General features: G+C 64.2%; 18 protein-coding genes. 13 read left to right on the top strand and 5 right to left on the bottom strand.

Features of this window, described 5'->3' with window-relative positions; translation table 11 throughout:
- Positions 1–44: 44 nt before the first annotated feature.
- Positions 45–2327, bottom strand: coding sequence for a xanthine dehydrogenase family protein molybdopterin-binding subunit (locus C2U70_RS11985; protein ID WP_140978219.1), 2283 nt, complete (start codon positions 2325–2327; stop codon positions 45–47).
- Positions 2324–2812: a (2Fe-2S)-binding protein gene (locus tag C2U70_RS11980; protein ID WP_140978218.1), complete on the bottom strand. Its 489-nt coding sequence runs from the start codon at positions 2810–2812 to the stop codon at positions 2324–2326. Before C2U70_RS11980 ends, C2U70_RS11985 begins: the two co-directional genes overlap by 4 nt.
- Positions 2813–3134: 322 nt before the next feature.
- On the opposite strand from C2U70_RS11980, the gene C2U70_RS11975 reads away from it, so the two are divergent.
- The 3 genes from C2U70_RS11975 to C2U70_RS11965 all read left to right on the top strand — a co-directional run bounded on the left by C2U70_RS11975 (position 3135) and on the right by C2U70_RS11965 (position 5114).
- Positions 3135–3899, top strand: coding sequence for an alpha/beta fold hydrolase (locus C2U70_RS11975; protein ID WP_140978217.1), 765 nt, complete (start codon positions 3135–3137; stop codon positions 3897–3899).
- A gap of 23 nt (positions 3900–3922) precedes the next feature.
- Complete coding sequence (locus C2U70_RS11970) at positions 3923–4261, top strand: hypothetical protein (protein ID WP_140978216.1); 339 nt, start codon at positions 3923–3925, stop codon at positions 4259–4261.
- A gap of 178 nt (positions 4262–4439) precedes the next feature.
- Complete coding sequence (locus C2U70_RS11965; protein ID WP_140978215.1) at positions 4440–5114, top strand: dienelactone hydrolase family protein; 675 nt, start codon at positions 4440–4442, stop codon at positions 5112–5114.
- A gap of 151 nt (positions 5115–5265) precedes the next feature.
- On the opposite strand, the gene C2U70_RS11960 is transcribed toward C2U70_RS11965, so the two are convergent.
- The 3 genes from C2U70_RS11960 to C2U70_RS11945 all read right to left on the bottom strand — a co-directional run bounded on the left by C2U70_RS11960 (position 5266) and on the right by C2U70_RS11945 (position 7475).
- On the bottom strand, positions 5266–6012 hold the full coding sequence (locus tag C2U70_RS11960) for a polysaccharide biosynthesis/export family protein (protein ID WP_140978214.1): 747 nt from the start codon (positions 6010–6012) through the stop codon (positions 5266–5268).
- A gap of 273 nt (positions 6013–6285) precedes the next feature.
- Positions 6286–6942, bottom strand: a complete 657-nt coding sequence (msrA, locus tag C2U70_RS11950) for a peptide-methionine (S)-S-oxide reductase MsrA (RefSeq protein ID WP_140978212.1) — start codon at positions 6940–6942, stop codon at positions 6286–6288.
- Between the two features lie 215 nt (positions 6943–7157).
- The gene (locus C2U70_RS11945; RefSeq protein ID WP_140978211.1) at positions 7158–7475 is read right to left on the bottom strand and encodes a hypothetical protein; all 318 of its coding nucleotides are present in this window, start codon (positions 7473–7475) and stop codon (positions 7158–7160) included.
- Positions 7476–7862: 387 nt separating this feature from the next.
- Between C2U70_RS11945 and rpsT the strand changes: the two genes are divergently transcribed.
- The 10 genes from rpsT (at position 7863) to murA (ending at position 21670) form a co-directional block, all read left to right on the top strand.
- Positions 7863–8129 (top strand): 30S ribosomal protein S20, encoded by a 267-nt coding sequence (gene rpsT, locus C2U70_RS11940; RefSeq protein ID WP_140978210.1) that lies wholly within the window; start codon positions 7863–7865, stop codon positions 8127–8129.
- A 1322-nt stretch (positions 8130–9451) separates the two neighbouring features.
- Positions 9452–10870, top strand: a complete 1419-nt coding sequence (gene dnaA, locus C2U70_RS11930; RefSeq protein ID WP_140978209.1) for a chromosomal replication initiator protein DnaA — start codon at positions 9452–9454, stop codon at positions 10868–10870.
- 263 nt (positions 10871–11133) lie between these two features.
- A complete protein-coding gene (gene dnaN, locus C2U70_RS11925; RefSeq protein WP_140978208.1) occupies positions 11134–12252 on the top strand; it encodes a DNA polymerase III subunit beta in 1119 nt (372 codons plus the stop codon).
- 128 nt (positions 12253–12380) lie between these two features.
- Positions 12381–12746 (top strand): endonuclease domain-containing protein, encoded by a 366-nt coding sequence (locus C2U70_RS11920; protein WP_140978207.1) that lies wholly within the window; start codon positions 12381–12383, stop codon positions 12744–12746.
- Between the two features lie 91 nt (positions 12747–12837).
- Positions 12838–13974 carry a DNA replication/repair protein RecF gene (recF, locus tag C2U70_RS11915; RefSeq protein ID WP_140978206.1) on the top strand — a complete coding sequence of 379 codons (1137 nt, stop codon included), beginning with the start codon at positions 12838–12840 and terminating at the stop codon, positions 13972–13974.
- 108 nt (positions 13975–14082) lie between these two features.
- Complete coding sequence (locus C2U70_RS11910; protein WP_140978205.1) at positions 14083–16233, top strand: hypothetical protein; 2151 nt, start codon at positions 14083–14085, stop codon at positions 16231–16233.
- A gap of 184 nt (positions 16234–16417) precedes the next feature.
- Positions 16418–16948, top strand: coding sequence for a hypothetical protein (locus C2U70_RS11905; RefSeq protein ID WP_349629570.1), 531 nt, complete (start codon positions 16418–16420; stop codon positions 16946–16948).
- A gap of 282 nt (positions 16949–17230) precedes the next feature.
- Complete coding sequence (gene gyrB, locus C2U70_RS11900) at positions 17231–19666, top strand: DNA topoisomerase (ATP-hydrolyzing) subunit B (protein ID WP_140978203.1); 2436 nt, start codon at positions 17231–17233, stop codon at positions 19664–19666.
- Between the two features lie 111 nt (positions 19667–19777).
- Positions 19778–20245, top strand: coding sequence for a hypothetical protein (locus C2U70_RS11895; protein ID WP_140978202.1), 468 nt, complete (start codon positions 19778–19780; stop codon positions 20243–20245).
- 129 nt (positions 20246–20374) lie between these two features.
- Positions 20375–21670 carry a UDP-N-acetylglucosamine 1-carboxyvinyltransferase gene (gene murA, locus C2U70_RS11890; protein ID WP_140978201.1) on the top strand — a complete coding sequence of 432 codons (1296 nt, stop codon included), beginning with the start codon at positions 20375–20377 and terminating at the stop codon, positions 21668–21670.
- Positions 21671–21762 lie beyond the last annotated feature (92 nt).

Below are 21762 nucleotides of genomic sequence, written 5' to 3'. Positions count from 1 at the left end.
CGGAGGTTGCCCTCCGGCGGATCGTTTGATCGCGACGTTCGGCCTTACGCCTTCATGTTCGCCTTCACGGCTTCCGCCGTGATCGGCAGCGACCGGACGCGGGCGCCCGAGGCGTTGAAGATGGCGTTGCCGATGGCGGGTGCGACCACCGTCACCGCCGGCTCGCCGACGCCGGTGGCCTTCTCGCCATTGGCGATCACGGCCACCGCGACTTCGGGCACCTGGCTCATACGCAGAGGCGTGTAGCTATCGAAGTTCCTCTGCTCGATGCCACCGTCCTTCAGCGTCGCCTTCTCGTACATCGCCAGCGACAGGCCCCACAGCGCCGCACCCTCGACCTGGGCACGGATGTTGTCGGGATGCACCTGCGTGCCGACGTCGGTCGCAACCGTGAGCTTCTTCACGGTCACCGCACCCGACGGCGCGACGGCGACATGGGCGACACACGCCGTCCAGCTCGCCGTGGCGCGTTCCTGCGACGACACGCAGGCCACGCCCATGCCCTCGCCCTTCGGCAGCTTCTTGGTGCCGTAGCCGGCAAGGCCCATTGCCGCGAGCAGCGTGTTACGCAGCCGCTGCGCGCCACCGTCGTTCTTGCCTGCACCGTCGAGCATGGAGATGCGGAGCTGGGCGGGATCCTTGCCCGTCGCCGCCGCGATCTCGTCGATCATGCTTTCGACGGCCCAGAAGGTCCAACCCGGCGCCACCGAACGGAGCTGACCGGACGGGGTGGCGTTGTGCGCCATCTCGTTCTTGATCGCCCGCACATAGTGGTTGGGGACGGTGTAGAAGAAGTCCGACCCGTTCACCGTGAAGCTGTCGAGCGGACCCTTCTTGTCCACCGACGGCGACAGGAAATCGGGGATTCCCCAACGTGCGGTCGGCCAGGCCGAGACCACGTCGTGGCTGAGTGCGACGACCTTGCCGTCGCCGTCCACGCCGGCCTTGATCTTCTGGTAGGTGAGCGGACGCGAGAAATCCATCGTCATGTCGTTCTCGCGCGAGTAGATCACCTTGACCGGCTTGCCGACGGCCTTCGCAGCCTGCACCGCCGGCACCATCATGTCGGCATCCAGCCTGCGGCCGAAGCCACCGCCGAGCCAATGCTGGTGCATGACGACGAACTTCGGATCGATCCCGGCGGCACCCGCTGCGATCGCGCCGGAGCGTGTCGCGAACTGGTTGCCGGAATAGATGTGCAGGATGTCGCCCTTGAACTCCGCAGTGGCGTTCATCGGCTCCATCGGCGCGTGGATGTTGATGCTGGTGGTGTACTCCGCCTCCACCGTTTTCGCCGCTGTGCCGAAGGCAGCGTTCGGATCGCCGTCCTTGACGAAGTATTGTCCGGAATCGTCGAGCTTCTGAAGCCGCTTGGCTTCGTCGAGCAGCGACTCGCTGGACAATTTTGCGTTCGGACCGCCGTCGTAGCTGATCTTCAGCGCCCCGGCCGCCTTCTTCGCCGCGGCGTAGGTGTTGGCCACGGCGACGACCCAGCCGGATGTGGTCTGGGTCTTGTCGTCGAGGGTGACGGCCTTGATGAAGCCCGGCACCTTCTTGGCCTCGCCGTCATCGACCGATTTCACCGTGGCGCCGAAGCGCACCGGCGGCGTGACGATCGCGCCATAGGCCATGCCCGGAAGCATGACGTCCATGCCGTACTTCGCCGTGCCGTTGGTCTTGGAGGGAATGTCGAGCTGCGGCACCGACACACCGATCATGGTGTATTGATCCGGCGTCTTCAGCTTGATCGCCTTCAGCTCGTCCGCAGTGAAGGTCTTGGTCGCCTTGCCGCTCTTGACGATTTCGGCAAAGGACATCGACTTCTTCGACTTCGGATGCGAGATCATGGAGTCGCGCACCACGAGCTCGCCGGCGGGAACGCCCATCGCGCTCGCAGCGGCTTCGGTCAACGCCATGCGGCCGGCCGCACCCGCCCGGCTCATCGCGTCGAAATTCATCATGGTCGACCAGCTTCCGCCGGTGATCTGCGCGCCCAGCACGGGGTCGTTGAACTTCGGATCGTTGGAGGCGAGCTGAACCCGCATGTCGCTCCATTTTGCGCCGAGCTCTTCGGCCACGATCTGCGCCATGGTGGAGGCGATGTGCTGGCCCATGTCGGCCTTGCCGCAGGTCACGGTGACGAGACCGTCAGGCGTGATCGAATACCAGACGCTGGGATCGAAGCTTGAGGGAGCGGCAACGGCCTCGCCGATGCCACCAACGCCGGCATAGCCGAGCACGAGACCGGTTGCGGCCGTGCCGACCAGGAAGGAGCGGCGGCTGAGGTCGGTTGCTTCGGGAGTGACGTTGTTCACGTGCTTATTCATGTGGCCCTCCGCTCGTTGCCGGCGGATGCGGTACGCATCTCGGATGCGGCCCGCAGGATCGCCTTCTGGATCCGCGAATAGGTCATGCAACGGCAGAGGTTGCCGTCCATATGCGCCGTGACCTCTTCCTTGGTCGGGTTGGGATTCTTCGCAAGCAGCGATGCCGCCTGCATGATCTGCCCGGACTGGCAGTACCCGCATTGCGGGACCTGCTCGGCAACCCACGCCTTCTGCAAGGGATGGTCACCCTTGGCGGAGAGACCTTCGATGGTGGTGATCTTCTTGCCGGCGACATCGCCGACCATGGTCTGGCACGAACGCACGGCTTCGCCGTTGACGTGGACCGTACAGGCTCCGCACAATCCGGCGCCACAGCCGAATTTGGTGCCGGTCATCTGCAATTGCTCGCGGATCGCCCATAGGAGCGGCGAATCGTTTGCCGCATCCACGGACATACTCCGCCCGTTGATGTTGAGAGTAGGCATAGGTTTCTTCCCCTGCCGGTGCATGAAGCCGCTTACGGCGGCAACTTGTCTGGCCGACGCCCACCGGGCTGGCGTCAACCTTGGGATCAAGAATGATCGCGTTCGCGCACAGAGGCAATTGCAATTTGGAATCGATCGAAACAATCGCGACGACGAACCGTTGTGCGTTGCGACAAGAGCGCTGTCACAACCGCGCAGTGGAATAATTGCCTGCGATTGAAGCATGCGAGCCATCGTCGGCAGGCAGTTTCCACCAAGTAACCAGCGACGCTAAGGTGTTCGACAAGCGAACAGGTCGAACGAAACGAACAGGGGGAGCGCGATGCCGAAGATCAATCGGGACGGAGTTGCCATCTATTACGAGGTGCATGGCAATGGCCCGACGCTGCTGCTGACGCATGGCTACTCCTCGACCTCGGCGATGTGGCACGGCCAGGTCGATGCGCTCTCGAGAGATCACCAACTGGTGCTGTGGGACATGCGCGGCCATGGCCAATCCGACTACCCTGACGATCCCAAGGCCTATAGCGAAGCGCTGACCGTCGGCGACATGGCCGCGATCCTCGACACCGTCGGTGCGAAGCGCGCCATCATCGGCGGTCTCTCGCTCGGCGGCTACATGTCGCTGGCGTTCTACCGCACGCACCCAGAGCGCGTGCGCGCGCTGCTGATCGTCGACACCGGCCCGGGCTTCAAGAAGGACGACGCGCGCGAGGTCTGGAACAAGCGCGCGCACGACACCGGCGACCGGTTCGAGCGCGAGGGGCTCGACGTGCTGAAATCGGCGAGCCGCGAACGCTCCAGCGTCAGCCATCGCAACGCCAAGGGGCTCGCGCTCGCCGCGCGCGGCATGCTGACCCAGCGCGATGCTGAGGTGATCGAGTGCCTGCCCGACATCAAGGTGCCCAGCCTGGTCGTGGTCGGCGCCGACGACACGCCCTTCCTCGCCGCGTCCGACTACATGGCGGCAAAGATCCCGGGCGCACAAAAGGCCGTGATCCCGGCGGCCGGACACGCCGTCAACATCGACCAGCCGCAGGCTTTTGTTGACGCGGTCGTGCCTTTCCTGAAGAACTTGCCGCGATAGGCGGGACAGGGACGAGAGAGGCGATGACGGGATCGATGCTGACGGGTGGACTGATCGCGCTGGCGGCGATGTCGGCCCCGGCGCTCGCCCAGCAACCGGCCCCGCCGCGCCTGCCCTTTGTCGCGACGCTTTCCAACACCACACCGCTGGCCTTCGGCATGAATGTCGAGGAAACGGCGCAGGCACTTGGGCAACCGCTGCAATATGTCCGGGGACGCCCGGGCAACGAGACCTTTCTCGCACTTCGCAACATCGGCGGCAGCAGACTGGTGTCCAATCGCCACCGCCTGTTCCTGCAATTCCGCCACGGCCGGCTCGCCGGGTGGAAAGAGGACTATGGCGAGAACTGGATGTGGGAGTGACGTGCGCTGTTCGCTGAAACAACAAAGATCGTAGCCCGGGTGGAGCGGAGCGAAACCCGGGATCAGTCTTGATCCGGCGCACGCTTTTCCCGGATTACGCTACGCTCCATCCGGGCTACGGCACTGGATGTGAGATTGATGGCCCGGAATTAACAACGGACAACAAAGGATCATCCCCGTGGGACAAGACATCAGACTCTCCGCGTCAGACAATTTTCAGCTCAGTGCCTACCGCGCGGATCCCGCAGGCCACCCGAAGGGCGCGGTCGTGGTGATCCAGGAGATCTTTGGCGTCAATCACCACATTCGCTCGGTGTGCGACCGGCTCGCAGGCGAGGGTTATGTCGCGATCGCGCCGTCGATCTTCGATCGCACCACGCCGAACTTCCAGTCGGGCTATACGCCGGACGAGATCGCGGAAGCGCGCAAGTTCGTTGCCAATCCCGATTGGGCCGCGATGCTGCGCGACACGCAAGCCGCGATCGATGCGGTGAAGGCGGTCGGCCCGGTCGGCATCATCGGCTTCTGCCTCGGGGGCAGCATCGCCTTCGTCGCGGCGACACGGCTGTCGGGCCTGAAGGCCGCGATCGGTTATTACGGCGGCGCCGTCGTGCGCTTTGCCGACGAGACGCCAAAGGTGCCGACGCAACTGCATTTTGGCGAGAAGGATGCCGGCATTCCCCTGACCGACGTCGAGACCATCAGGAGCAAGCGGCCGGACGTCGAGGTGTTCGTCTATCCGGGCGCGCAGCACGGTTTTCACTGCGACGAACGCGCGAGCTACGACAAGGCAAGCGCTGACATCGCATGGCCGCGCAGCATGGCGTTCTTTGCGAAGCACCTTGTGAAATAGCGCGCCACTCTCTCCTCATCGTCATTCCGGGATGCGCCCGACAGGGCGCAGGCCCGGAATCCATCGGGCCGCGGAGTTGGTGGCGCAATGGATTCCGGGCTCGCAACTTCGTTGCGCCCCGGAATGACGAGGAGGAGAGATTGAGCTTTCGCTAAAACCAGCGTTCGCCGACGAACACGGTATCGCCGGGGCCGACCGGCGTGCCGAGCGGCACGACCATGCGCATGGAGCCGCCGGCATCGTTGTGGGTGATCGTGACCACGTCGCGCTTGGCGCGCGGCGAGAAGCCGCCGGCAATGGCGACCGCGCTCTCGACCGTCATGTTCGGCACATAGGGGTATTGGCCGGGCGCGGTGACTTCGCCCAGGATGAAGAACGGGCGATAGGACTCGATCTCGACCGCCACCGAGGGCTCGCGGATATAGCCGTTGCGCAGCCGTGCGGCGATGTCGGCGGCGAGGCCTGCGGTGGTGCGGCCGCGGGCCGGCACCGCGCCGATCAGCGGCAGCGTGATCGAGCCGCCGGCATCGATCGCGTAGGTGTTGGTGAGACCTTCCTGGCCGTAGACGACGACGCGCAGCTTGTCGCCGGCATCGAGACGGTAGGAGGCGTCATGGCGCGCCGCGACCGGCATCGGCATCGGTGCGGCATAGCCGACCGGCATGGGCGCGGGCGCCGCGGCAAAGGAACTGCGGAGCGCGCTGATGGCGCCGCCGCCGGAGGTGTCGGCAACGACCACAGGGGGCGGCGCGCCGGGCGCGCCATAGGCCATGTAGTCGAGATCGCTGCGGGGCGGGGCGACGACGGCGACCGGGCCGGCCGTCTGCATGCACCCGCCAAGGGCGAGCGCGGCAGAAGCCGCCAAGACCGACAATCGATACGCGCGCGCTACCCGCACTGGTGCCCATCCCTTGAAACGAGACGGCTCCAGTCTTGCACTGGTTATGGTTAATAAAGCGTTTCGGGTGGTAGGCGGGGTGTCCCACCCTCCCCTGGAGGGGGAGGGTCGATCGCGCGCAGCGCGAGCGGGGTGGGGTGATCTCTCAATACGAACAGTGTTCGATGCGGAGAGACCGTCACCCCACCCCGCTCCGCACTAAGCTTCGCTCCGTGCGCAGCGACCCTCCCCCTCCAGGGGAGGGTAAGAGTCGCAGCGCGCCTGTGGCGAAGATTACGCGCTGACGCCCACCCCGATCGGGCACGACACGCCGGTGCCGCCGAGACCGCAATAGCCGGCCGGATTCTTGGCCAGATATTGCTGGTGGTAGTCTTCGGCAAAATAGAACTCGCCGGCCGGCGCGATTTCGGTGGTGATCGCGCCTAGGCCCTTCGCGGCCAGCGCCCTCTGATAGACCGCCCTGGATTCGTCGGCCGCCTTCTTCTGCGCGTCGCCAAAGGTGTAGATGGCGCTGCGATATTGCGTGCCGACGTCGTTGCCCTGGCGCATGCCCTGCGTCGGGTTGTGGTTCTCCCAGAACGCTTTCAGGAGGCGCTCATAGGAGATCTTCTTCGGATCGAACACGACCAGCACCACTTCGGTGTGGCCGGTGCGGCCCGAGCAGGTCTCTTCATAGGTCGGATTGGGCGTGTGGCCGCCGGCATAGCCGACGGCGGTGACGTACACGCCGTCGCCGAGCTCCCAGAATTTGCGCTCGGCGCCCCAGAAGCAGCCGAGCCCGAACACGGCCTGCTCGAGCCCTGCGGGATAAGGCGCCTTGAGCTGGTGGCCGTTGACGAAGTGCGTTGATGCAGTCGGGATCGGTTGCGCACGGCCGGGCAGCGCGTCTGCTGCGCTCGGCAATGCGGTGGTCTTGCGCATGAACAGCATGATCTCATCTCCGAAGCGAGCCACGACCGCCAAAGCAAGGCGCGTCAGCCAGCGTGCTCGCGATACCAGTTGAATATAGGCATTTACGTTGCCGGGGGCAGCCCTGTTACGCCGCCCCGTACGCGCATGGTCCGGACCCGGAGGGCCGCGTTAGCGCAAAGTGCGCAGCGGTCTCCATGCTCAAAACAAGGAACCAGAGCGCGATTTGTCGCGCTTTAGTCGCGCGAATAGCCGATCAGCGGCTTGCGCGGCCGGAACAGGATCATCAGCACGATGCCGACGAGGCCAAGGACCGCGAAGACCGGCTGGTCCAAAATCACCCGGATCACGGTTGTCCAGAGCCAGGGCGCCTTCGCCTCGACCCAGGTCCGGAACGCACTCTGGCTCGCCTGATGAATATCGTTCCAGAACTGGCCGAAACGGGTGAACCGCAGGGTCTGGTCGGCCACCCAGCGGGCGCCGTCATAGACCATGAAGATGAAACCGCCGGCCAGCAGCAACAGGCCAATCAGTCGGAAAAAGCCGCGGATCATGCATCACCTTATATGGCCGTCCGGCCGAGACTCAGTCCCAGGCCGGTCGCAATGCCGCCAGCCAATACCGGGGTGGTGGCGGAAATTCAACCTCATCAGTACGTTACGGACACCCCGGGACCGCCCGTAGCTCACTTTTGGGCACTCCGGGACGTTGACGGTGCCGCAACCCCCCTCTATAAGGGCGCCAACTGGCGGCGGGCGCAATCCTGCCGCCGCTGTTCTTTGAGCAGTGCAGGCTCCTTCGGGTATCCGCAAGGTTGTCGCGCTTGTTCCAGGACCAGCCTTGCAACCGAACACCCTAACACCCAGCGTCGATTTCGCGGTCAAGCAGCCGGCGCACCCCGATCGATCAGCGACCGGTCGCTGCAGAGGATATTTGAGACCATGGCCAATACGACTTCCGCCAAGAAAGCGACGCGCAAGATTGCCCGCCGCACCGCCGTCAACAAGTCGCGCCGCACCCAGATGCGTGGCGCCGTACGCACTGTCGAAGAAGCGATCAAGACCGGCGATCGCACCGCCGCGCTGAAGGCGCTGGCGAATGCCGAGCCCGCCTTGATGCGTGCCGCGCAGCGCAACATCATTCACAAGAACAATGCGAGCCGGAAAGTCTCGCGGCTCACCGCGCAGATCGCCAAGCTCGGCAAGTAAGCCGTCAGCCACCCAATCCGATCGCACGTCGTTGAAGCCCGGCACTTGCCGGGCTTCTTTTTTTGCGCGCTGTGCACGTCATGCATCAGTGTCATCGACACTGACGTTCGACGAACGTCGCAAGCGGCCTCGCGAAACAGATCCTGGAAAGAGGCCTTGGAAAGAGGCAATCGAAAGAGTCCTTGGAAAGAGTCCTTGGAAAAATTCTTCGTCTCTGTCAGCTTCGTTCCGTAGTTTTACTTGCTTGTTGTTTTGCCACACCGGAAACTTCGTTGCAGTTGCGAAGGCCCTTGTGCTGCGGCATCAAAATGCGCGCGCAGCTCGCTTCGAATTGTGCACACCGTAGTTTCCACGAAACGCGTGCATTGCGACGATCGGCAGGAGTTACCCTGCAAAAAGAGTCTCGAAAAACGATGCGTCGATAATCACTTATCCACATAGTGACGAACAGCGTTTGAAAAACTTGCCCGCACGGCATTCGCGTGACGGATTTGTAAAAATTTTTTGGTCGGCGTCGGAGAATTGTCACATGACGCGCGGCTCCTTCGATTCTGCATTCCGATTCAACCTGTTGCTCTCAAGTCTGTGAACAACTCCCGCGCGGCGTTAACGCAGATGACGTTTTTTGATCGCTCGACTGTGAATCAAATGCCTTGCGAGTCTCTGCGCATGCTGTATCTCTTAAGACGTTCGCGGCGCCCACGATCTTGAGACCAGCGCGGTTTTAGAAACGGGGCGAGCGTGCAAATCGGCGGCGGTGTGCACGTTGGCGACGCTTTACCAAGCGATTGTCGGTTCAAAACCCACAGCGGTGTGGGAACGGTAGCTCTATGTCGAAATGTCTCCAAGAGGGGCATTCGCGTTTCCCCCGCAACAAGCGGGAGAGAAAACCAGAGCACCCCGACACGTTGGAAGGCCGAGCCGGGCGAACAGCAAGTAAAGACGGGCAGGACGTCGCGACGGAAGATTCAATTCCAGCGCAGCCGTCCTTGGAGTACACGCAGGACCTTGTCGTGAGCAATCACGGCAGGACGGGGAGGCATCATGTCTAACGGACTCAGCGCGGTATTTTTTCAAATCCATTTCTCCAGCGATACCGTTTCAGAGCCGTCTAGCGACAAGCCCCCGACGTGCGTGGGAGCGCTGAGTACGCGCTGACCTCGCGAACCTTCCATTCCTGAAGCTGTCGATCCGTTCAACGGCGTTTCCGCCGGACGGTCGAGCCATGTCTTCAGGTCGGCTCGCTCGAGGTCGTGTCGTGGCAAGAAAGATGCAACGGCATTCGTAACGCAACCTTACTCATTCAGAAAAGTTTTCAGACAATGACATCGGAACAGGATCGCTGGTCACGCGTGAAGAGCCGGCTGCGCTCGAACGTCGGCGAGGACGTCTATACGAGCTGGTTTGCGCGTATGGACCTGGAAGCGGTGCAGGACGAGAGCGTGCGGCTTTCGGTTCCGACCCGGTTCCTGAAGAGCTGGATCCAGGCGCATTACGCCGAGCGCGTGCTGTCGTGCTGGCAGGCCGAGATGCCGGAAGTGCATCGGATCGATCTCACGGTTCGCTCCGCGGTGCGCCCCATCGCGCAGCCCAAGGAAGTGGCCGCGCCTGTGGAAGTGCGCCGCATGGACGGCCGTCCCGCGCAGGAGCTGCGCTCGACCGCGACCGCGCCGGTCTCCGCCACGCATGACGCGCTCGGCGGCTCGCCGCTCGATCCGCGCCTGACCTTTGCAAGCTTCGTCGTCGGCCGCGCCAACACCCTTGCGCACGCAGCCGCACGACAGGTCGCGGAAGGCCGCCGCGGCGACCCCGTGATGTTCAACCCGCTCTATATCCATGCCGGCGTTGGCCTCGGCAAGACGCATCTCTTGCAGGCGGTGACCTGGGCCGGCAATTCCGGCAGCGAGCGCAAGGTGCTCTATCTCACCGCGGAAAAATTCATGTACGGCTTCGTCGCCGCGCTGAAGACGCAGACGGCGCTCGCCTTCAAGGAAGCGCTGCGCGGCATCGACGTGCTCGTGATCGACGACCTGCAGTTCCTGCAGGGCAAGTCGACGCAGGCCGAGTTCTGTCACACGCTGAATGCGCTGATCGACGCCGGCCGCCAGGTGGTGATCGCCGCCGACCGTCCACCGTCCGATCTCGAGAGCCTGGACGATCGCGTGCGCTCGCGGCTCGCCGGTGGTCTCGTCGTCGAGATGGGCTCGCTCGGCGAAGATCTTCGGCTCGGCATTCTCAAGTCGCGCGTTGCCGCGGCCCGCGCCCATCATGCGAGCTTCGACGTGCCTGAGGAGGTGCTCACCTATCTGGCGCGCACCATCACCCATAACGGCAGGGATCTCGAAGGCGCGATCAACAGGCTGCTGGCGCATTCCAAGCTCAACAACCAGCCGGTGACGCTGGAGATGGCCGAGCGCGAGGTGCGCGACCTGATCCGGCCGCAGGAACCCAAGCGCATCAAGATCGAGGACATCCAGCGCGTGGTGGCACGGCAATATAATGTCAGCCGCTCCGACCTGCTCTCCTCGCGCCGCACCGCCAACGTGGTCCGGCCGCGGCAGGTGGCGATGTACCTCGCCAAGACGCTGACGCTGCGCTCGCTGCCCGAGATCGGCCGCCGCTTCGGCGGACGCGACCACACCACGGTGCTGCATGCCGTGCGCAAGATCGAGGCACTGGTCAGCAAGGACACGGCGCTCTCGGAGGAAGTCGAGTCGCTGAAGCGTCAGTTGCAGGAATAAACGCCTAGACGCCTCCAGAACTGCGCTTCAATCGCCCCGGCCACGCCGGGGCGATTTGGCATTTTTGGCCGGTAAATCGTGGGGAACTGGGCCCCAATCCCTTGAATCCCCCGGCTTTCCGCGCCACCTTGCGCGACCCAAAAGGCTTTGGTCATATCGGCGTCCGATGACCCGGCCTCTCGGGTTCGCGGGGTCCGTGGCGCCTCTCAGGCTGCCCGGCTTTTCCAATCGTCTTTCCACCTTGGGATCGGGCGGGTAGTGCAATGAAGGTTACGGTCGAACGCGCGCAACTCCTGAAATCGCTGGGCCATGTCCACCGCGTGGTCGAGCGCCGCAACACGATTCCGATCCTGGGCAACGTGCTGGTCCGCGCCGAGGGCGCAAAATTGTCGCTGAAGGCGACCGACCTCGACCTCGAGGTGACGGAGACGCTCGCCGCCGAGACCGCGACCGCCGGTTCCACCACCGTGCCGGCGCACATGTTCTACGACATCGTGCGCAAGCTGCCCGACGGCTCGCAGATCGTGCTGGAAGGCGACGGCGACCGCTCGGTGCTGGCGATCCGCGCCGGCCGCTCCCGCTTCACGCTGCAGACGCTGCCGGAGAACGATTTTCCCGATCTCGCCGCCGGCGACATGTCGCATTCGTTCTCGCTGGCCGCCAAAGACGTCAAGCGGCTGATCGACCGCACGCAATTTGCGATCTCGACGGAAGAGACCCGCTACTACCTCAACGGCATCTATCTGCACGCCGCCGGCACAGCGAAAGCCGCAACGCTGCGCGGTGTCGCCACCGACGGGCATCGCCTCGCCCAGCTCGATTTGGTGCAGCCCAAGGGCGCGTCCGGCATGCCCGGCGTGATCGTGCCGCGCAAAACGGTCGGCGAGGTGCAGCGCCTGATCGAGGACAGCGAGGCCGAAGTCACGATCGAGCTGTCGCAGGCAAAAATCCGCTTTACCATCGGCCATGTGGTGCTGACCTCAAAACTGATCGACGGCACCTTCCCCGACTACGGCCGCGTCATTCCGCAGAACAACGACAAGGAACTGGTGGTCGACAAGAAGGATTTTGAGGCCGCTGTCGACCGTGTCTCCACCATCTCCAGCGAGCGCGGACGTGCCGTGAAGCTGTCGCTGTCACCGGGTAAGCTGGTGCTGTCGGTGACCAACCCGGACTCCGGCAGTGCGACCGAAGAGCTCGAGGTCGAATACGCCTCCGACGCGCTCGATATCGGCTTCAACTCGCGCTACCTGCTCGACATCGCCGCCCAGATCGAGGGCGAAGTCGCAACGCTGAGGCTCGCCGACCCCGGCTCGCCGACGCTGGTGCAGGACCGCGACGACAAGAGCGCGCTGTATGTGCTGATGCCGATGCGGGTGTGAGGCGTGGCCCCACGGCAACGCCAAACAACATCCTACGATCCAAGCGCGTTGCGCATTGTTATGCCCTCTCCCCTTGTGGGAGAGGGCAGCTCCGCTAGCGGATACAGGCTCGATTGGGTGAGGGGTTAGTGCCGCAAGAGCCGTCCCATCGGCCAGTCCCCAAACGTCTCCGCCAATTTGCGAAGAATATGCGGCACGCTCCGACCGACGCAGAGCGGGCAATGTGGCGCTTGCTAAGGGATCGGCGCCTCTCGAAATTCAAGTTTCGCCGACAGGTGCCGTTCAAGAACTACATTCTCGACTTCGTATGCTTCGAGCAATCTCTCGTGATCGAGATCGACGGCAGCCAACACGGAGAATCACAGAAAGACGCGACTCGTGAGGCCATGCTCGCCACCGAAGGGTTTTGGACTTTGCGCTACTGGAACAATGACGTGCTACAGCAGCCCGCTTCTGTATTGGAGGATATCCTTGCAAAGCTTGCCGGGCGGTAAGATACCCCTCACCCGTCGCCTCACTTCGTGAGGCGCCACCCTCCCCCACAAGGGGGGAGGGAAGGCACTGCCCGGCAATGACGAGTTGAGAATGACCCCTTCCCGCATCCATCGGCTGACGCTGACGCATTTTCGGAACTATCGGGCGGCGGGAATCGAGACGCAGGCCGATATGGTGGCGCTGGTCGGGCATAATGGCGCCGGCAAGACCAATTGCCTGGAGGCGATCTCGTTTCTCTCGCCAGGCCGGGGCTTAAGGCGGGCGACACTGGAAGACGTCGCCGACAACGAGGGTGACGGCTCCTGGGCGGTGTCCGCGCAGGTCGAGGGTGCGCTGGGCCTCGCCACGCTCGGCACCGGCATCGACCCGCCGCGCGCCGACACGACGGTGAGCCGGCGCTGCCGCATCGACCGCGAGCCCGTGAATTCCGCAACAGCTTTCGGCGATCACATCCGCATGGTGTGGCTGACGCCGGCGATGGACGCCCTGTTCATGGGGGCCGCATCGGAGCGGCGGCGGTTCTTCGATCGCCTGGTGCTCGCGATCGACAGCGAGCATTCCAGCCGCGTCTCCGCACTCGACCGTTCGCTGCGCTCGCGCAACCGGCTGCTCGAGACCCGCAATTATGACGACCATTGGTGCGACGCCATCGAGCGCGAGACCGCCGAGCTAGCGGTTGCGGTTGCGGCCAGCCGCGGCCAGACCGCGGCAAAACTCGCCGAGATGCTGCGCACGCGAGGCGAGGCCTCCGCATTTCCAGCCGCGCAGATCGCGCTCGACGGCTGGATGGAGAACGCGCTGTTGAACGAAACGGCGACCGCGGTCGAAGACCGCTATCGCCAGATTTTGCGCGACAACCGTCCGCGCGACGCGATCGCCGGCCGCACCACCGACGGTCCGCATCTCACCGATCTCCAGGTGATCTATGCGCCGAAGAGCATGCCCGCGCGCGATGCCTCGACCGGCGAGCAGAAAGCGCTGCTGATCGGGCTGGTGCTGGCGCATGCCACGCTGGTCGCCGAGATGACCGGCATCGTGCCGCTGCTCTTGCTCGACGAGGTGGTGGCGCATCTCGATCCCAACAGGCGCACCGCCCTGTTCGGCGAGCTCGCAAAGCTCGGTGCCCAGGTGTGGCTGACGGGCGCGGACCCGGCCGCTTTTGTCGAGATTGCAGCCTCGGGCGCGATCTTCGACGTCGAGAACGGGCGCGTGGCGGCCCGTCGTTGAACCTCTCCGGTTCCTGCCGCGACTAGTTGTCCAGAGGCCGCGCCGACGGTGTCGCTGCCATTGCAATCGCGCGCGAGTTGACGCTGCGCGAGATCCTGGAGAATGACAATGTCGAACGTCCGGCGCGGGACGAAAGTCCCGGCACGATGGCGGCTGCTTGCCTGCGGCCTGATTCTGATGACGGGCTCCGCGCTCGCGGCGACCAATGACGAGGGCATTGTCGACGTTCACGCGCTGCCGCAGCTCGAAGGCGCGGTGGAAGACACCTCGAAGCCGGATCCCTATCGCGTCGAATATCGCATGCCGACGCCGGAGGCGGTGACGTCGCCCGCGGTCAAGAAGATGCTGAGCGCCGCCGGCTGGGTGCCCTATGTGCGACCGCTGGAAGAGAAGAGCGATCGCCTGAGTTTCAAGAAGGGGCGGCAGGGCCTTTCCGTCAGTTTCACGCAAGCCCTCGGCCGGCCCGACCAGTCAATGGTCTACTACACGACCGACCGCATCTACGGGAATGTGCCATTCCCCGACAACGCGAGCGACCTCGTGTTCGACGGCACGAGACCCTATCTCGGCTGCATCGCACCTGTTGCGCTCGACGCCGCATCGGATTTCTACGCAAAGGAAATGGCCGCGATCGGCTGGAAAAAACTCACGCCGGAGACCGCTGCACGCTGGCCGAACGCCGATTTGAACGCGACCGTTCCGAACGGCGTGCGCGCCTTTTTCGCGCACGACGACGGAAACGGGTTTTATCAGCAGAAGCCGGTCATGCTGACGCTGACGCACCGCGACGACGGCAGGACCAATGTCGACATCCGCGTTGCGCCATTCGCGCTTCCCGCCGAGCTGAAAGCCGACGGCGAGCTGGCCGGCCTGCCGCGGCCGAGTTCGATCAAGACGGCCATGGGCAAAGGCAGCGCGAGCTCGGCCAAGCGCGAAACGTCGGCCGCCGTGATGGCGGAACTGCCCGTCGTGCTCGCCTTCTATCGTCGCGAGCTCGCCGCACGCGGCTGGCAGGAAAACGGCAATGCGCCGCTCAGCCCCGGCGACGAGATGGCGATCAAGGTTTCCTCGGCGGAAGAAACCGGCGTGCTGCGGCTCGGCCGCAAATACGACCTCGTCATGGTCAGCCTGACCGCGCAGTTGACGGAAGCGGCACTCGCCGCCCGCATCAAGGCCAAGAAGGAAGCCGACGACAAGTTCATGAGGGACGCCGAGGCGATGGCAAAGCAGGTCATCGCCGCCGACGAAGCGCGCCGCAAGGTGCAGGCGGCGGCATTGTCGGATGCGCCGCTCAACGCCCTCGCCGACAGCAAGACGCCGGTCCCGCTGCCCGAAAACGCCGAGGCCGTGAAGTACGCCGGCAATGAGGGCCAGCTCGAATTCTCCTCCGCCTCGAGCGTCAAAGCGCTCGCCGCGTTCTATCGGGCCTCGCTGAAGACCGCGGGCTGGAAGGAGCAGCCCTCCGTCATCAACCAGCCCAACATGGCGGTGATGGAGTTTTCCAAGGGCGGCAAGGCGATCTCGTTCACGGTGATGCAGATGGGTCCGAAGGTGAGCGTTCGCGCCGACGGCACCGGTCTGGTCATGGCCGCGGCCAAACCTGCGGCTGGCCCCGAGGTGCAAGCCAAGGCTGCGGAGCCGCTCAAGCCGGACTCCGACTCCGAGCTGCCGGTGCCGACGCAGCGCTCATCGACCTCGCTCGCATCGACCAAGATGCCCGGCAGCACCGCGCCGTTCCGCAGGGAGCTCGAGGCCAGCATCCCTGCCCCGCTCAGCGACGTCCTCGCCTTCTACCGCACGGAGCTGACAAAGCTCGGCTGGCAGGAAAAGGCTGACGGCGCGACCGTCTCCGCGGACCAGGCGCAGATCGCGTTCACCTCGCCGCAGGGACCGGCGGTGCTGAAACTCGGCCGCGCCAAGGGCGAGACCACCGTCAACCTTGCGCAGAAGAATCCGGATGCCGCGACCAAGGCGGACATCATGCCAAAGCCCGGTCAGGCCAGGCTGATGCTCGGCAATATCGGATCCAAGGAAGCCTCGCTCACGATCAACAAGCAGACGATCAAGATCGCGGCCGGCACCGGGAGCCCGCAATCGCCGAAGGGCCCGATGCTGGATCTGCCGCCCGGCAAGTATCAGTACGCGCTGCGCGTGCCCGGCCGTCCCGCCCGCACCGAGAGCATCGAAATCGCTGCTGGCGACGCCTGGGGCCTCATGGTGGGGCCGACCGGCGAGGTCTTGCCGCTGCAGATGTACTGAGGTCCTTCCTGGAGATTTGATGATGTCGAGGGTCAAACAGAGGAGCATCGGTCCGGCACGATGGCGTCTGCTCCTGTGCGGCCTCGCTCTTCTCACAAGCTGCTCGCAAGAGCCGCTGACGGCAGATCCCAACGCCGAATTGCCGGCACCGCGGCAGAGCTCTATGAGCTTCACGAGCACGCGCATGCGCGACATCGAAGCCCCAGTCCGGTTCGAGCTCAAAGGCACCGTGAAGGCGAGCCTCAGCGACGTGCTCGCCTTCTACCGCGCGGAGCTCGGAAAGCGTAACTGGCAGGAAAAGCCGGATGACGCTGTTGTCACCGCCGATCGCGTCCGGCTCGCCTTCACGTCTCCGAAGGGGCCGGCCCTGCTGACGCTCGAGCGAGCCAAGCAAGAGACCAACGGCAAGACCGAGGTCAGCCTGGTGCAGCGGAATGCGGAGGCCGCGGCCAAGGCCAACGTCCTGCCTATTTCCGGACAAGCGCGGCTGGTGTTCGGCTATCTCGTGCCAGACGTGGCTTCGCTTGTGATCAACGATCGAACCATCAAGATCGCGGGCGGCGAAAATCATCCCCAAATGCTGGATCTGCCGCCCGGCACGTATTCGTACGAGCTGCTGGTGTCGGGCCGGCCGGTGCGCACCGATACCGTCACCATAGCCTCAGGTGAGGCCTGGTCTCTGCACGACGACAGGAAGCCGTCCCAGGTCTACTGATCCGTGGCTCGTTCCGGGGCGCCCGGAGCGCCTCGAAAGGGGCTTCGCGATACCCGGGAAAACCACGTCTCCGGAGGCTCGAAAACGGGCCCTCGAATCGGGCTTTTTGCAGCGCCCAGAATCGGCCTTCCGGCGCCTTGAAAGTTGGTAAAAAATCCCTATCTGATCAAAGGGTTGCGGGAGGCGACTTTGCGCTAGGCGCAAGTCCCCTTTCGTGGCACAAATAGCTGACATCAGCGCCCTCGTGCGCCGCTGATTCGGGACATCCTCGAAGGCCTCTCAATGACAGAACCTGCTCGGCAACCAATTGCCGAAAACGAGCCCTCAAACGCAAATGAGTACGGCGCGGAATCGATCCGCGTGCTCAAGGGTCTCGATGCCGTTCGCAAGCGTCCGGGCATGTATATCGGCGATACCGATGACGGCTCCGGCCTGCATCACATGGTCTACGAAGTCGTCGACAACGCGATCGACGAAGCGCTCGCCGGCCACGCCACGCGCGTCGACGTCATTCTCAACGCGGACAATTCGGTGACCGTGCGCGACGACGGCCGCGGCATTCCCGTCGACATCCACAAGGGCGAAGGCATCTCGGCGGCCGAGGTCATCATGACCCAGCTCCATGCCGGCGGCAAATTCGACCAGAATTCCTACAAGGTTTCGGGCGGCCTGCACGGCGTCGGCGTCTCCGTGGTCAACGCGCTGTCCAGCAAGCTCGGCTTGCGCATCTGGCGCGACGACAAGGAGCACTACATCGAGTTCGCCCATGGCGATGCGGTGGCACCGCTCAAGGTCGTCGGCGACGCGCCGGGCCGGCGCGGCACCGAGGTGACGTTTCTGGCGTCGGGTGAGACCTTCAAGAACATCGAATATGATTTCGCGACGCTGGAGCACCGCCTGCGCGAGCTCGCCTTCCTCAATTCCGGCGTCAACATCGCTCTCTCGGACATGCGTCACGCGGTCGAAAAGCGCGAGGAGATGCACTATTCCGGCGGCGTCGAGGAATTCGTCAAATATCTCGACCGCAACAAGAAGGCGATCGTGCCCGCGCCGATCATGGTGCGCGCGGAGATGAACGGCATCGGCGTCGAGGCCGCGTTGTGGTGGAACGACAGCTACCACGAGAACGTGCTGTGCTTCACCAACAACATCCCGCAGCGTGACGGCGGCACCCATCTCGCCGGCTTCCGCGGCGCGCTGACGCGCCAGGTCAACGGCTATGCCGAGGCCAACGCAAAAAAGGAAAAGATCGCGCTCACCGGCGACGACTGCCGCGAAGGCCTCACCGCCGTTCTCTCGGTGAAAGTGCCCGATCCAAAATTCTCGTCGCAGACCAAGGACAAGCTGGTCTCCTCGGAAGTGCGCCCCGTGGTCGAGAACGTGCTCAACGAAGCACTGCAGGCCTGGTTCGAGGAACACCCCTCCGAGGCCAAGGTCATCGTCGGCAAGGTGATCCAGGCGGCTGCGGCCCGCGAAGCCGCGCGAAAAGCACGCGAGCTGACGCGCAAGAGCCCGCTGTCGGTCTCCTCGCTGCCCGGCAAGCTCGCCGACTGCCAGGAGAAGGATCCGGCGAAATCGGAACTGTTCATCGTTGAGGGTGACTCGGCAGGCGGCAGCGCCAAGCAGGGCCGCAACCGCGAATTCCAGGCCGTCCTGCCGCTCCGCGGCAAGATCCTGAACGTCGAGCGCGTGCGCACCGACAAGATGCTGGGAAGCGAGCAGATCGGAACGCTGATCACCGCGCTCGGCACCGGCATCAGCGACGATTTCTCGGTCGAGAAGCTGCGCTATCACAAGATCATCGTGATGACGGACGCCGACGTCGACGGCGCCCATATCCGCACGCTGCTGCTGACCTTCTTCTACCGGCAGATGCGCGACATCATCGACGGCGGCTATCTCTATATCGCCCAGCCCCCGCTCTATAAGGTTTCGCGCGGCAAGTCCGAGCAGTATCTGAAGGACGAGCGCGCGCTGGAAGACTATCTGATCGACGCCGGCCTCGACGACTGCGTCTTCACGCCCGGAACCGGCGGCGAACGTTCGGGCCGCGACCTGCGTGCGCTGGTGGACGATGCCCGCACCATCCGCAGCGTCCTGCGCAACCTGCACAGCCGTTACAATCGCAAGGTCATCGAGCAGGCCGCCATCACCGGCGTGCTGAACAAGGCGATCTACGGCGATCCCGAGAAAGCCGGTGCGGCGGCGCAATACATCGCCGGACGTCTTGACGCGCAAGCCGAAGAGGTCGAGCGCGGCTGGATCGGTCATTACGTGGAAGGCCAGGGCTTTCAGTTCGAGCGTACCGTGCGCGGCGTCAAGGAAGCCGCCGTCATCGACGACGCGTTCCTCGGCTCCGCCGAGGCTCGCAAGCTCGACGAGTACACGCTGAAGCTTCAGGACGTCTATGCCCGTCCCGGCAAGCTGCGGCGCAAGGATACCGAGCACGGGGTCCACGGCCCGGTGGAGCTGTTCGACGCGGTCACCGAAGCCGGCCGCAAGGGCATTACGCTGCAGCGTTACAAAGGCCTGGGCGAGATGAACCCGGAGCAGCTCTGGGAAACGACGCTGGACATAAACGTCCGCTCGCTGCTGCAGGTGAAGGTCAAGGAGGTCGACGAGGCCGACGACATCTTCACCAAGCTGATGGGCGACGTGGTGGAGCCGCGCCGCGACTTCATCCAGGAACATTCGCTCAGCGCGACGATCGATACTTAACGCACCACACCGGCCTGTGGCGCGCTGGCGCACCCGGTGAACCCCGCTGGCCCCCGCCGCGACGAAGTGACGTAAATCCTGCGGCCAATTGGGGCCGGGAAGCGTCATGTCATGTCAGCATCTGCGACGACAAGGCCTGCGGTCCGATCACGCCATTTTGGCATCATCGGCAGCATCATCGGCCTCTTGGCCCTGACCGCGGCCGTGTTGCCGCATTGGGTGCTGCCGATGATCTATCCGCCACCTCCAGTGGACAAGGTCATCGTCGACACCGGCCATCGCCTCAAGGACCGCCTGATTGCACGCGCCAAGGGCGTCGAGTATCAGGCCCCGATTCAGGAAAAGTCGGCCGGCGCCCAGCTGAGCAGTGAATTGGCCGCAGGCGCGATCGCGCTCGGGCTGTTTGCCATCGCGTTCTCGGTGTTTTCGCTGATCCGCCGCGAAGAGAAGCTGTTGGCCGGCGTCTCGGCCACGCTCGGTATCGCCGCCATCGCCTTCGAATTCTCCTTCTTCGTGATCGGCGCGCTGATCCTGATCGCGATCATCTATGCGGTCGTGCACATCTTCGATTGGTTCTAAAGGCTCGTTTTTCGAGCCCGAAATGGCCGGCACCACCGGGAAGTGCAGAATTGATACTGCGGCCGATTCTCGCTAGTTTCCGCCCCGAAACGGCCCGACCCAACCGGAACAGAACAGCGAGAACAGCGCGTGGCGCCCATTCAGTACATCGTCGAGGGCGGTCACCGGCTCTCGGGCACGATCGAGCCCTCCGGCAACAAGAACTCGGCACTGCCGATTATCGCAGCCGCGCTTTTGACCGCGCACCCGGTCACGCTGCAGAACGTGCCGCGCATCCGCGACACCGAGACGCTGGTCGAGCTGATCCGCTCGGTCGGTGCGTCGGCCGAATGGACTGCGCGTAACACGCTCGTGATCCACGCCAAGGAGATCCGCGCCGCCGATCTCGATCCCGATCTCTGCGTGCGCATCCGCGCCTCGATCCTGCTCGCAGGCCCGCTGCTCGCGCGCTGCGGCGAGGTGATGCTGCCGCCGCCTGGCGGCGACGTCATCGGCCGCCGGAGGCTGGACACGCATGTGCTCGCGCTCGAGCAATTGGGCGCAAAGGTCACCGCGACCGACCGGCTGGAATTCCGCTGCCCCAAACTCACCGGCGCCGACGTGTTCCTGGACGAGCCGAGCGTCACCGCGACCGAGAATGCGCTGGTCGCAGCGGTTGCGGCTGAAGGCACGACTTACTTGCGCAACGCGGCCTCCGAGCCGCATGTGCAGGATCTCGCCAATTTTCTCGTCGCGCTCGGCGCGAAGATCGAGGGCATCGGCACCAACACCATGATCGTGCATGGCCCTGCAACGTTGGGCTCGACGACCTATGCGATCCAGCCCGACCATATCGAGGTCGGCTCGCTGATCGGGCTTGCCGCGGTGACGCGCTCGCCCCTGCGTATCGCGCGCGCCGGCGTCGAGCATCTGCGCTCTATCCGCATGGGTTTTGAGCGGCTCGGCATCGTCTGCCGGGTCGAGGGCGACGACCTGATCGTGCCCTCCAACCAGACGCTGAAGATCCAGGACGATTTTGGCGGTCACGTGCCGAAGCTGGAAGACCAGCCATGGCCGGCCTTCCCCGCCGACTTGATGTCGATTGCGATCGTCACCGCCACGCAATGCGAAGGCGTGATCCTTATGTTCGAGAAGATGTTCGAATCCCGGATGTTCTTCGTCGACAAGCTGATCGCGATGGGCGCGCGCATCGTGCTGTGCGATCCGCACCGCGCCATCATCGCAGGCCCCAGCCGCCTGCGCGGCGCGTCGATGATCTCGCCCGACATCCGCGCCGGCATGGCGATGCTGCTCGCGGCCGTCTGCGCCGAGGGTACCTCGACGATCAACAACGCCGACCAGATCGAGCGCGGCTATGAGCGGATTGACGAACGGCTGAACGCGCTCGGCGCCAAGATCAAGCGCGTGCCGGAGCGGAAGGGCTGAGGTCTTCGCCTCTCCCCGCGTGCGGGGAGAGGCCGGATTGCATCGAAAATGCAACCCGGGTGAGGGGGAGCCTCCGCGAGTCCAACTGCCAC

Origin of the sequence: Bradyrhizobium guangdongense, from assembly GCF_006483445.1 — a bacterium.
Classification (GTDB): domain Bacteria; phylum Pseudomonadota; class Alphaproteobacteria; order Rhizobiales; family Xanthobacteraceae; genus Bradyrhizobium; species Bradyrhizobium guangdongense_A.
This window is presented reverse-complemented; position numbering and strand designations above follow the sequence as displayed.

Excerpts from the sequence above, each read along its gene's own strand:
- C2U70_RS11970 (WP_140978216.1), top strand. The coding sequence starts at position 3,923 with ATGACGGGATCGATGCTGACGGGTGGACTGATCGCGCTGGCGGCGATG.
- dnaA (WP_140978209.1), top strand. The coding sequence starts at position 9,452 with ATGACATCGGAACAGGATCGCTGGTCACGCGTGAAGAGCCGGCTGCGC.
- dnaN (WP_140978208.1), top strand. The coding sequence starts at position 11,134 with ATGAAGGTTACGGTCGAACGCGCGCAACTCCTGAAATCGCTGGGCCAT.
- msrA (WP_140978212.1), bottom strand. The coding sequence starts at position 6,942 with ATGCTGTTCATGCGCAAGACCACCGCATTGCCGAGCGCAGCAGACGCG.
- gyrB (WP_140978203.1), top strand. The coding sequence starts at position 17,231 with ATGACAGAACCTGCTCGGCAACCAATTGCCGAAAACGAGCCCTCAAAC.
- C2U70_RS11905 (WP_349629570.1), top strand. The coding sequence starts at position 16,418 with ATGCGCGACATCGAAGCCCCAGTCCGGTTCGAGCTCAAAGGCACCGTG.
- C2U70_RS11975 (WP_140978217.1), top strand. The coding sequence starts at position 3,135 with ATGCCGAAGATCAATCGGGACGGAGTTGCCATCTATTACGAGGTGCAT.
- C2U70_RS11980 (WP_140978218.1), bottom strand. The coding sequence starts at position 2,812 with ATGCCTACTCTCAACATCAACGGGCGGAGTATGTCCGTGGATGCGGCA.
- C2U70_RS11985 (WP_140978219.1), bottom strand. The coding sequence starts at position 2,327 with ATGAATAAGCACGTGAACAACGTCACTCCCGAAGCAACCGACCTCAGC.
- recF (WP_140978206.1), top strand. The coding sequence starts at position 12,838 with ATGACCCCTTCCCGCATCCATCGGCTGACGCTGACGCATTTTCGGAAC.
- C2U70_RS11910 (WP_140978205.1), top strand. The coding sequence starts at position 14,083 with ATGTCGAACGTCCGGCGCGGGACGAAAGTCCCGGCACGATGGCGGCTG.
- rpsT (WP_140978210.1), top strand. The coding sequence starts at position 7,863 with ATGGCCAATACGACTTCCGCCAAGAAAGCGACGCGCAAGATTGCCCGC.
- C2U70_RS11945 (WP_140978211.1), bottom strand. The coding sequence starts at position 7,475 with ATGATCCGCGGCTTTTTCCGACTGATTGGCCTGTTGCTGCTGGCCGGC.
- C2U70_RS11895 (WP_140978202.1), top strand. The coding sequence starts at position 19,778 with ATGTCAGCATCTGCGACGACAAGGCCTGCGGTCCGATCACGCCATTTT.